At 41.7% G+C, this 10,272-nt stretch carries 11 protein-coding genes; 5 read left to right on the top strand and 6 right to left on the bottom strand.

The genetic code is table 11. The features are described 5' to 3' along the window. On the top strand, positions 1 to 196 hold a 196-nt coding region (locus tag HRT75_RS12915), incomplete at its 5' end, for a hypothetical protein (protein WP_291187495.1). A 52-nt stretch (positions 197 to 248) separates the two neighbouring features. Here the strand turns inward: HRT75_RS12915 and HRT75_RS12910 are convergent. From HRT75_RS12910 to HRT75_RS12890, 5 genes are all read right to left on the bottom strand, one after another. Beyond that, entirely contained in the window at positions 249 to 917 is a 669-nt protein-coding gene (locus HRT75_RS12910; RefSeq protein WP_291187492.1) for a hypothetical protein, read from the bottom strand. Between the two features lie 17 nt (positions 918 to 934). Then, positions 935 to 1,630 carry a hypothetical protein gene (locus tag HRT75_RS12905; RefSeq protein WP_291187489.1) on the bottom strand — a complete coding sequence of 232 codons (696 nt, stop codon included), beginning with the start codon at positions 1,628 to 1,630 and terminating at the stop codon, positions 935 to 937. A gap of 213 nt (positions 1,631 to 1,843) precedes the next feature. Beyond that, the gene (locus HRT75_RS12900; protein ID WP_291187486.1) at positions 1,844 to 2,536 is read right to left on the bottom strand and encodes a hypothetical protein; all 693 of its coding nucleotides are present in this window, start codon (positions 2,534 to 2,536) and stop codon (positions 1,844 to 1,846) included. Between the two features lie 179 nt (positions 2,537 to 2,715). Next, on the bottom strand, positions 2,716 to 3,501 hold the full coding sequence (locus tag HRT75_RS12895) for a hypothetical protein (RefSeq protein WP_291187483.1): 786 nt from the start codon (positions 3,499 to 3,501) through the stop codon (positions 2,716 to 2,718). Continuing rightward, on the bottom strand, positions 3,498 to 4,058 hold the full coding sequence (locus HRT75_RS12890; RefSeq protein WP_291187480.1) for a sigma-70 family RNA polymerase sigma factor: 561 nt from the start codon (positions 4,056 to 4,058) through the stop codon (positions 3,498 to 3,500). Before HRT75_RS12890 ends, HRT75_RS12895 begins: the two co-directional genes overlap by 4 nt. Positions 4,059 to 4,312: 254 nt before the next feature. On the opposite strand from HRT75_RS12890, the gene HRT75_RS12885 reads away from it, so the two are divergent. Genes HRT75_RS12885 through HRT75_RS12875 form a run of 3 tightly spaced genes read left to right on the top strand, consistent with a single transcriptional unit; the run spans position 4,313 to position 8,604 of the window. Beyond that, positions 4,313 to 4,750, top strand: coding sequence for a hypothetical protein (locus tag HRT75_RS12885; protein ID WP_291187477.1), 438 nt, complete (start codon positions 4,313 to 4,315; stop codon positions 4,748 to 4,750). Positions 4,751 to 4,765: 15 nt separating this feature from the next. Then, the gene (locus HRT75_RS12880; protein ID WP_291187475.1) at positions 4,766 to 7,471 is read left to right on the top strand and encodes a CHAT domain-containing protein; all 2,706 of its coding nucleotides are present in this window, start codon (positions 4,766 to 4,768) and stop codon (positions 7,469 to 7,471) included. A 50-nt stretch (positions 7,472 to 7,521) separates the two neighbouring features. Then, complete coding sequence (locus HRT75_RS12875) at positions 7,522 to 8,604, top strand: hypothetical protein (RefSeq protein WP_291187472.1); 1,083 nt, start codon at positions 7,522 to 7,524, stop codon at positions 8,602 to 8,604. A 32-nt stretch (positions 8,605 to 8,636) separates the two neighbouring features. Here HRT75_RS12875 and HRT75_RS12870 read toward each other — a convergent pair whose 3' ends face one another. After that, positions 8,637 to 9,518, bottom strand: coding sequence for a winged helix-turn-helix domain-containing protein (locus HRT75_RS12870; protein WP_291187469.1), 882 nt, complete (start codon positions 9,516 to 9,518; stop codon positions 8,637 to 8,639). Positions 9,519 to 9,616: 98 nt separating this feature from the next. Here HRT75_RS12870 and HRT75_RS12865 point away from each other — a divergent pair, with 98 nt between their 5' ends. Further along, the gene (locus HRT75_RS12865; protein WP_291187466.1) at positions 9,617 to 10,189 is read left to right on the top strand and encodes a YceI family protein; all 573 of its coding nucleotides are present in this window, start codon (positions 9,617 to 9,619) and stop codon (positions 10,187 to 10,189) included. The last annotated feature ends 83 nt before the right edge of the window (positions 10,190 to 10,272 follow it).

Raw genomic sequence — 10,272 nt, 5'->3', positions numbered from 1 at the left:
TGCGGTTCATGCTCCGGCTCCAGACGGCACCCGATATACTACGACTGCCACCACAGATGCTTCTGGGAACTTCACTTTTACCCTAAGCAGTGATAAGCCTTTTGGCCCTGATGATTACAAGGTGATCGCCTATGTACTGCCTGGCAGTGTCTTGGGCAGCTCAGAATCACCACCAATTAACCTCCAGATTCAGTAGGGGTCAACTAGATGCCGTGATTGATAGGCTCAGACATTGGTCTGGGCCTTTTTTATTGTTCAGCCAACTCCCATTCAAAAAGCAGATCCAATTCTTGTTTGTTGCCTAGTATAAAATCTGCCGGCAGGTAATGCAGAGTGTCTGTTTTTAAATAAAAGCGATGCCCTTTGGGAACCTTTTTTGTATAGAAAGCATCTTTAAACAAGCCTGGAGATACAGGCTGAAGAATCTTCTGAATGTACTCTGAACAATACAAGATATTCTCATCATTGCTGTTGAATTTATAATCAAATTTAATGGGTTGCCCCAAAAGTCTATCAATAGCAACTTGAATGCTATCAAGCTTGTTAGGGGTCATGCCTTTAAGTTTCCAAACGGACAGATAGTTATAGCTTTTCTCTTCTGCGGTTACAAAAGACGTTAAGGATTCTGTGATCATTGGATTTGACTTTCGAGTATTTACATGATAGATCCTGAGACTATCGGTATAAAAACCTAAGGCAATGTGTGAGGCAAGACCCCCATACCTGTTGTATTCTCTGGCGTAACCTCCCATTTTGGTTTGGGAACCGCGGAGCAATAAATAAACGTTTTCCTCTTCGAATAGTGTCTTATCTAAGGCAGTCGGCAGATCCTCCTCCCCAGAAGAATGATGCCAAACCGCGGCAATACCAAAGGTAATTACTAGACAAACAACAAGAATTTTAAACAAGCGTGACATAGGCTGGTCTTGAAGGCCTATTTATCTGGACCTCCGTCAGCAAACCAACCAATCACTCCACCAATGATTCCACCGCCGATAGCGCAAGGAAGACCACAGATAGATCCACCAATAGCAGCACCAGCAATAGCCATAGTGGCTGTACATGAGGCTGGATTCCCGTTAATTGAACAATCCACAGTTCTGGAACCGAAACCACTTCTTCCAAGACCATCATTGAAGTCCTTAGAAAGCTGGTTGATGTCAACAAGTAAGTTCTGCTCAAAGTCAGAAATGCTTGAGAAACCTTCTGCTTCTGTCAAATCTGGCAGGTACCCCACAGCAGCGATCTTAACGATAGCCTCCTTTGTGAAATCGCTGTACTTAGTTCTCAAAATATAAGATTCAAGCCCAATTTCTTGTACCACCATTAATTCATCAGCGATCATATTAGCTGATTTGGCACTTAGAGATCCTGGATTGCCAGCTGCATTGTAAAAGGTGCTGAATTCTCCTCGTGACATAGGCAGGCTCGGAGCTCCTTTGCTTTCAATCTCTGATTGAACACTTTTAAAACGATCAAAGGCGGTTTCTGGTGCACGAACCGTTGATTTGTCAATTAGAAGTTCACTGTTCACATCAGTGTTTTCAGTAGCTGTGTTGTCCTCTTTTGAACAAGAAAAGATCACCACAGAAAGTAAGAGCACTACGCTCATTCGATATACAATTTTCATGATAATATAGTTTAATTGATTGCCTACTCGTTCGCTTTTCGGCATACGCGACCTCTTGTTGAGTATTGAGGTAAATACATAGTCAACAGATATTTAGCTGCAGCACATTTTCTGTTTAGAAAACCTGGAAAGGAAGCGAGAACATCCGGAACTAACCGGCCGTCAAGCCCGTTCCAAGCTATTGGGAAGAATTACCCAATGTCGTATAGATATTTATTTAGTATCAAGCCAGTGCCCGAAAAGACCTCCTAGAACTCCCCCAATAATTCCGCAGGGAAAGCTGCACAATGACATTCCAATGGAGCTTCCTATGATGGCTCCTGCCCTAGTGCATGGAGCATAACTGTCATACCCAGAAATATAGGTGCCACAGTAACGGTCTCTGTGTTCAAATCCTGCCGCTTCTTCTTTAAATTCTAGAGCAACGGCATTGAGGTGAAGCAATAGCTCTTGTTCATCTCTTTTGAGTGAAGCGAAGCCTTCAACTTCATCGATGCCCTCAATAGATTCTTCCGCAATGATCTTAATGATCAGATCTTTGGTCAGCTCGCTGAAATTTGTTCTTTCACGGATATAAGGAACCACACCCATTTCTTGGAACACAAAAAGCTCGTCCAGTATAAGATTTGCAGATTTAGTGTCAATTTCGGTCTCAATGCCAGAGAGCGATTGAAGTTCATAAAAGGTTCCGCGATCCAAGGGTAATGCAGGCATTCCATGAGTTTCAATGGCCACTTTTACATTCAAATAGGCATCAAATGTTGTAGTTGGAGCTTTGACAGCTCTTTTGCTGGCAAACAACGATTGGCTTTCAATGGTGACTGGCTCTTGTTGTTTTTCTTCGGAGCATGCTGTGATCAAGCAGGAAAGAATCAAGACTATGCCCAGTGTTTTCACAATTTTCATAATGGTTAGTTTTAATGCAAAGCCGAGATTTGGAATCATCGACTTCCATATAATTATTTAACTAAACACCATGCACAGTTATGGTACTCACTAAAGGGTTCCATAAATTTTATTTTGTTACCCAAAAAAAAGCACAACTTTCGTTGTGCTTTAATCTAATACCTTGAAATCCCTTTGTTTTAGGGGAGATCCGAGAGAAGTTCTTTTGCCTTATCAGCATTATAAAGCTCATTGCTGACAATGTATTCCAAAACGGATTTCGCCTCAGTTACCGCTCCCGATTTTAATAAAGCCAGGGCTTTGAACCAATGACCTCTGGGCGCGTCAATAAGATCGCTGGCAATTAACTCATCAAAAGTCGCAAGGGCTTTAGGTGTATTATTGAGTTCATTATTGGCCAACCCTTCATAGAGCAACAAGCTTGCATTGGCGGGAAGTGTATCGTATTCTTTTAGATTGTTTAGAAATTCTCGATAGTTTCCGTTTTGAAACTGATTTTCTAAAATTCCGTATATAGAATCACTCTCACTACGAACGGTTAGTGTTGGAACATCATCCATGTCCAAATACTGAGCGTATAAGGTCTGCGGATCTTCTTGTCCTCCTAAAAGGATACCCGATATCACTAAAGCAATTACAGCGACAGCGGCTACCCATTTGAAATAGGTTCGCTGATAAAGTGGAATAATCTTAGTTGGAGTATCTTCTCTAGTTTCTAAATACTGATGCAAGTTTTTAACGGCATCCGATTGCGCTGCTTTGTGGAACTTTTTATAGTCCTTATCGGCGGTAGTGGCTTTAGGCCATTGTGACTCATCTAAGGCTTCAAATTGCTGCTTTTCCAGCAAATAGATTTCCATCAACTCAGGATCAGCGTCCAAACGATTTTGTAAGCTCTGAGCTTCATCCGCAGGGAGTTCCCCGCGCAAAAGCGCGCTAATTTCTATTAAATCTTGATTGGTCATAGTTCACGTAAGGCCTTAAAATTTCGGTCCTTTTTTACAAGTTCTGTCAATTTAGCCTTGCATTTAAAAACCCGCTGTCTGGCTACAGTTTCTGAATTGTAACCCAAACGGTCTACAATATCTGCGTAGGATACTTTGTTGAAAAACAACTGCAGCACCACTTTGCAATTTTCTGAAAGCAATTCGAAGCAGGCCTTGAACAAGTCCCATCGTTTTTGCTCCATAGCAGACAAGGCTAGATCCTCAGGATCATAAACTGGTTCCAAATGTGTGGCATTTGTTACCCGCGGTTTCTTAGAATTTAACTCCCGTCGCCATAAATTTTTACAAACCGTAAATAAATAGGCCTCAAAACTGCTTTTGATTTCAAAGGGTTCTGCCACATATCGCGTGGTTAATTGCAGGAGGGCTTTTTGAAAAATATCTTCAGCGTCTTGCTGCCCTCCATTGTTTTGCATGACAAAGCGAGTAACTTTAGGTAATTCCTTATCATAGAGTTGATCTATGATTTTAGAATCAGCCTTCACAAGAGCTTCTAAATATTTAGTGGGATCCATTAAATTTTACTGCGGTTCAGGGGTTTTTTCAAATCTATGGGTAACAAAATCCGCTTTAGGGGAACAGGCTAGTAATTTCACGCGGATTTGTCACTGTGCGACAATAATACGTAAGAAAAACCAGAGTTGCATAAGAGGTAAAGGTAAGATTCTATTGTTCTTTACCTTTATGCCACAAGGTTTTACAACTTTCCCTCAGCCGTGCTATGGCCAAACCACGTGATTCAACTAATTTTTAATTTTAATTTCACAAAATGAAACATGCATTCAAAATGTTGTGTCTAATGGTATTAGCCACAACCTTGTCTTTAGTATCCTGTTCTAAAGATGAACCCTCAACCGCAAATGATCCCGCCGAAGTTGATTTGAAGGCCTCGACGGATGAAAGAGATGTTACCGTAGAATATTACAGTGGTCTAACGGATCTACAAAAGGCCGATGTACGCAAGCAGTACATTACCAGTGGACTGCTCAAATCTTGGTCAAAATGTACATTGGATCCAGATAAAGAAATTTGGGTTGTATTCTGTCCTGTTTGTAGTTATCACGAAGCTGACGTGCCGATTCGCACTGATCCTTGTGAAGAAGAGGAAGAAGAAGATGAAGTGGAGAAGGCAGCTCCGACGGATGATGAGACAGAACCTTGCCAAGTTAAAAGTGCTACTTGGGGTAACAATTGTCGTCGCTCTTAAGGTATCTACTTCCTCATGAGATTTATTAAAACAAGAATTTGGTTGTTGAGTGTACTGACTTGTGGTATGCTCAATGGCCAAACTTTGTTTGAATCTTATGAAGCAGGTATTGCCAAAATCCCTCTTGAACAACGTCAGACTTGGGTAGATTCCTTGCTGACTTTGGCCGTTGCATCAACCGATTTGCAGCAAGCCATTCAAATCGCACATCAAGAATCGCGCTACTACAATAATAAGGCGCGCGATCTGAGTACTGCCATATCTTACAGCCAAAGAGAGTTGGTGTGGTATGATGAGTTACAACGCTACGATAAGGATTACAACCAAGCTTTATACAATACAGCTCGATTTTGTTATTGGGATAAACGATGGCTGGCAGCGCAAGCGCATTTTCAAAAGGTGATTGATAAAAAAATTGACAGCTTAAAGCTAGCTCGAGCTTACTTCTATTTGGGAAACATCTCGGAAAAGCAAGGTGATCCTTATGCAGCGGTCGATGCCTATTTGCAAGGCCGACTTATTTATAAAGCCAAGGGTAGAATGCGCAGTTGGGTTTCTAGATCCTTGGATTTGGCGCAGATCTATGAGGAAATCAACAGTCCGGAAAGTCTAAAGAAGAAATTTGAAGTGCTCCAAGAAATAGATCGCGCTCTTGACAATGGTACGCGTATTTCTGCAAGAAATGCGGTGATCTTAAAGTTGCATTACGCGAGTTATTACAACAACGCCAACTATTTTGATTTCGACAGCTCCAAGTCATACTACTTGAAGAGTATTGATGATCTTTTAACCATGAAAGACACTTCACTGCTGGTGCGTTCCTATGTGAATTTGGCCAATCTCTACGCACAAAACCGCAGCGATAGCGCACTTTATTATATCGATCGCGCCAAGAACTATCCAGGCAGTGCCAGCACCATTACCCGATTGCTGAATATTGAATGCGATTTCTATTTGGAGAATAATCGTTTGAATGATGCACTAGCGGCGATCCATCAAAGTATAGAAGAGAATACACAAAATACGTTTCCGATTGATCAAGTCCCGTCTGCTGAAATCATGGATGGAGCAATTGACTCCAAACTATTGCTCTGGGGACTTACTAAAAAAGCCGATATCTATACGCAACAATACCGTATCAATAAACAAAAGGACTATTTAGAACAGGCTATGGTCCAACTTAAAGCTGCCGATTATATTGCAGATCAACTGTTTGTTGGCAATCGGGATGATGCTTCCAAGTTGTTTTGGCGTAAGTATGCTTCTAAAATTTATGGCAATGGCGCATTTGTAGCCTGGGAACTGAATCAACCAGATCAGGCCTTCTACTTTGCAGAGAAGAAACAAGCTGTCCTATTGACTCAAAACACCTCTTTCAATAAACAATTAGAACAATTACCCGATAGTCTGGTCAAAACCTATTATCACTATAACAAACAGATCAATAAAATACAGTTGGCTGCACTGGCTGACCCCAGTTTAGGGCATTCAAAGCTTTTGGATTTAAAAGCAGAGAGGACAGCATTTTTGGAACAACTCTCGAGTACTTACCCCGGATTAAAGGGTGCGATTGCTCAAATTGAAATTGAATCTTTAGAAACTGTTCTTTCACAAATGGATGAGCAGACTGCTATATTGCATTACCTATGGAATGATAGTAAGAGAGCAAATCAATCCCATCAGGTTTTATTGATAAGTAAGGCGAACACCGTTTTGATCCCCTTGCCGAATGCCAAAGACTTATCAAGACAAGTGAGCTCCTTTAGTGAATTGGTCATGAAGCCATTCCAGAGCAAATCGGATGCGGCCAATTTCCGTATGCTCAGTGCAAGCTTATACAGCAGATTGTTTCCCAAAGAACTACAGAATTACCTGAAGGATATAACTAACCTCGTAATTGTTGCAGACCAAAACTTAAATGCCGTTCCCTTTGAGGCTTTAGTGAGTCAGGTCAGTCCATTAACCTATTTGATTGAACAAAAGGACATCAGTTACGCGCAATCCCTTTCTTATTTAAACAAGAGTAAGGACGTCAAACGCAAAACGAGCTACGATCTTTTGGCTATGGCACCAGTACGTTTTCAACAGACCGGCTTGGTAGATTTACCGGCCACTCCAGAGGAGATTGCCTCAGCTTCCTTACTTTTTGAGGGCTTGAGTTTTTCTGATGATCAAGCCAGCCGGAGCCACTTTTTACAATATGCTTCCGATGCCAGGATTATTCACTTAGCAACCCATGCGGCAGCCAATGAGAATCCATGGATCAGCATGCAAGACAGCATCATTAATCTCGCGGATCTTAACAGCTTGAATTTGCAAGCCGATTTAGTGGTGCTTAGCGCTTGCAATACCGCTGCGGGACGCACATTGAAAGGAGAAGGGGTGGCGAGTTTGGCTCGAGGCTTTTTTCAATCGGGAGCGCGTACTGTAATTAGCAGTCGCTGGAGTACCAATGATAAGGCCACACAAGAAATTCTCTCTTCTTTTTACACCTACTTGGATCGCGGTAATCCTTTAGCTACAGCCTTAAAACGCGCCAAAGTTGACTATCTTCAAAATGCAGATCTTTCCCAGAAGGCTCCCTATTATTGGAGTTCACTGATGCTCATTGGTGATTCTGTGGAAATTAAGCCGCGTAAAAACTGGAATTATGCATGGCTTAGTGTTCTGCTTGTGGTACCGATTTATTTTTTACGAAAAAAGTTTAAAAAAGTCGGGTAACAGATCTTGATGTTCGGTAACAGTAGGGTATTAATTAAAATATATATCCTATGAAGACTAAACAAATATTACAGCGATTTGGATTATTGCTGTTTGTGGCCTTTCTGGGTTCTTGTGAGCAAGAGCCTTTGAGCGAGCCAGCTGAAGATCAGGCTAATTTTACGGGTAAAGCAAGCGCGCGTATAGGAGTCTATAAGAATATGTTGGATTTCCCTGATGTAGAGACCTTTTTAAACACTTTGGAAGAGTTGGAAGACCAACTTGAGGCTTATGATGATGCCTTTTTGGATGAATGGGGTCACTTGGATGACGAATCATTAGATGAGAAAGAAGACGAACTCAAATACGATCCTGCTCAACCTTTGATCGATTTTGAGAATCAGTTTTCTGAGTTCAGTTCGTTGCGCAAAAAGATCAGCGCAGAAGAGGAAATCTGGTTGAACAATGAAGAACTCGATGAGAAAACCGATCCGGACAATCACTACATTTTTGACGATGAAGTTAGAACTGTAGTCAACAAGTTTGGAAATGTAAAAATTGGCAAAGACCTCTATCATTTTACTCGCTTTGGATACGTTACGGTGAGCACTATGGATGTGGGTCTGTTGGAAGCCATTGCTGTTTCTAATGTCGATGAGTTTGTCGATATAGAAGGGGTGACTGTTTACGGGGGATATACTGGCGGAAGTAGTTCTGGAAATTACAACGACAACTCCGGGACCTCGGGCTCTGATGGTGGCGCAGAATGCCGTTTAGGTTTTGATCGTTCTAGATACTATTATCCATCGTCAAACCGCCGCATTAAAGGAAAGCAAAAATTGTCTCACCCTAGTGGAATTTGGGGTTCTAGAATTAAATCAAAAACAGTTCACTACAAGAAAAAGCGAGGAAAGTGGCGTCGTCGTCGTGGAAAAATTACTGCGGAGATTCGCGGACTTTCGGTTCGTTTTGATTGTATGGAACCCGTAGAGCTCAATAAGACAAAAACGCGTCGTCGTCGCTCTGTAAAGGTTAAGATTAAAGCTCCGGCATCAACCGGCTACTTATATAAAACCAAACAAATGCAGCTTAAAACTGTCCATAAGAAAGTTAGCACAGGATCATCTTACGATCACTTTTTTTGGGAGAATTAAGTTATGCTAGCCGGGAGAAATCCCGGCTTTTTTTATTTAGAATTGAAACTGAGTTTATAACCTACTCCGTGGACGTTCACGATCTGGATCCGATCGTCATCTTTGAGCTTTTTACGCAGTTTAGAAATATAGGTATCTAAACTTCTACCCGTAACTACACCATTGTCCTCCCAAACGCGTTTGAGCAGTTCTTCTCGGCGTATAATTTGGTTCGGAGTCTCAACCAAAATGGCCAAAAGTTCACACTCTTTGTTGGAGAGTCCAATTTCCACAGCCGCCTTCACCAGCTTATTCTGATCCGGGTAAAATCTAAAATCACCGAGAGATTTGAAGTTCTTGGATTCTTCTTTTTTGGAGCTGTTATTCGGTTTGAAATAGAAAAGAAACACCCCAATTAAAAGCACTGGAATTGTCAACCACCACCACGGAATGGTTACAGCTTTTTGTTTTGAAGGACTGATGAATAATTGAATTTTGTAGCATCCTGGAGGCAATATCCGTGTGCCGCAGGGAATAATGGTGCGCTGCTCTTCTTTGGCAATTTCATAGCTGTATGCAACCTCTAGATCTTCACAGTTTTTCACCTCTACCGTATAGTTCCTTTCGAATCCAGCGCGCTGCATCTTATCCTTCATTTGATCTACCAATAATTGCGGTTCTATAGAAAGGTCATTGCTGAAGGAAAGGAGGTAAGAATTGTTTTCTAAGGCCTTAATAGGAGGAATGGTTGAGGTGGAGTCAGCTGTAGCTAGAAGGAGTTGATGCCCCACTTCTCTCAGGGCGATCTTAGCTTTCTGATCTTCATTTTCTTCTTGGGGCTGGCAAGCGCTGCCCAAAATCCAAAGGGACAGCATTCCTAAGAAGAGGTAGTTCGTTTTTATTGCGGATTTGTTCATAGCTGGTACAAAGAACATGGATTTTAGGCAACTTTTACAAGCCTTTGCACATCTTTTACACTTTTTTGACACTTCTCACAACTGCTCCATCTAGTTTCGTTTAAAAATTTTAAATCATGAAAAAACTAGTATTGGCCTTGTGTTTGTTAATGGGTATGGCCGCCCAAAGTCAAATGGATGAACGCCTCACTTATCTTCTGGACACCGAAAGAAGCTTGATCAATTGGCGCGGGTATTACGCCTTCAAGTTTAGCGAGCACAAAGGCACGGTAAATTTTAGAAGCGGAGAATTACGCACAGACGGTGGCGCTATAGTTGGCGGCTCTTTTGTCATTGATATGAACTCCATAAGCAATCGAGATTATCTGGAAGGTAACGGTCCTGTGGAGCATTTAAAGGATGAAGATTTCTTTTTTGTAAAGAAGTTTCCTTTTGCGCTCTTGGAGATTGAAACGGTAGAATACTTTCCAGAGGAAAATAAGCATAAGTTCATAGCAACTTTGACCATAAAGGGCGTGAGCAATCAGCAGGAGTTTTGGGGTGTCGCTGATGGGGATGCATTAGAACTCAGAACTCAGTTCAAAATTGACCGAACACGCTGGGGTATTACTTACAACAATGATCTTAAAGACCATGCTATCGCGGAGGCCATTGAGTTTGATGTATACTTAAAGTTCAAGGCCCAATGAGAGGAATAGGGTTGCTTTTATTTTTGTCCATTCCCTTTTGGGTATACGGACAAGAACAGACACAAGAACTGATTTTGGAGGCC

It is taken from the genome of Gilvibacter sp., from assembly GCF_013214815.1.
GTDB lineage: Bacteria > Bacteroidota > Bacteroidia > Flavobacteriales > Flavobacteriaceae > Gilvibacter.
The sequence above is the reverse complement of the archived record's forward strand: the minus strand, read 5'-3'. Positions and strand labels throughout refer to the sequence as shown.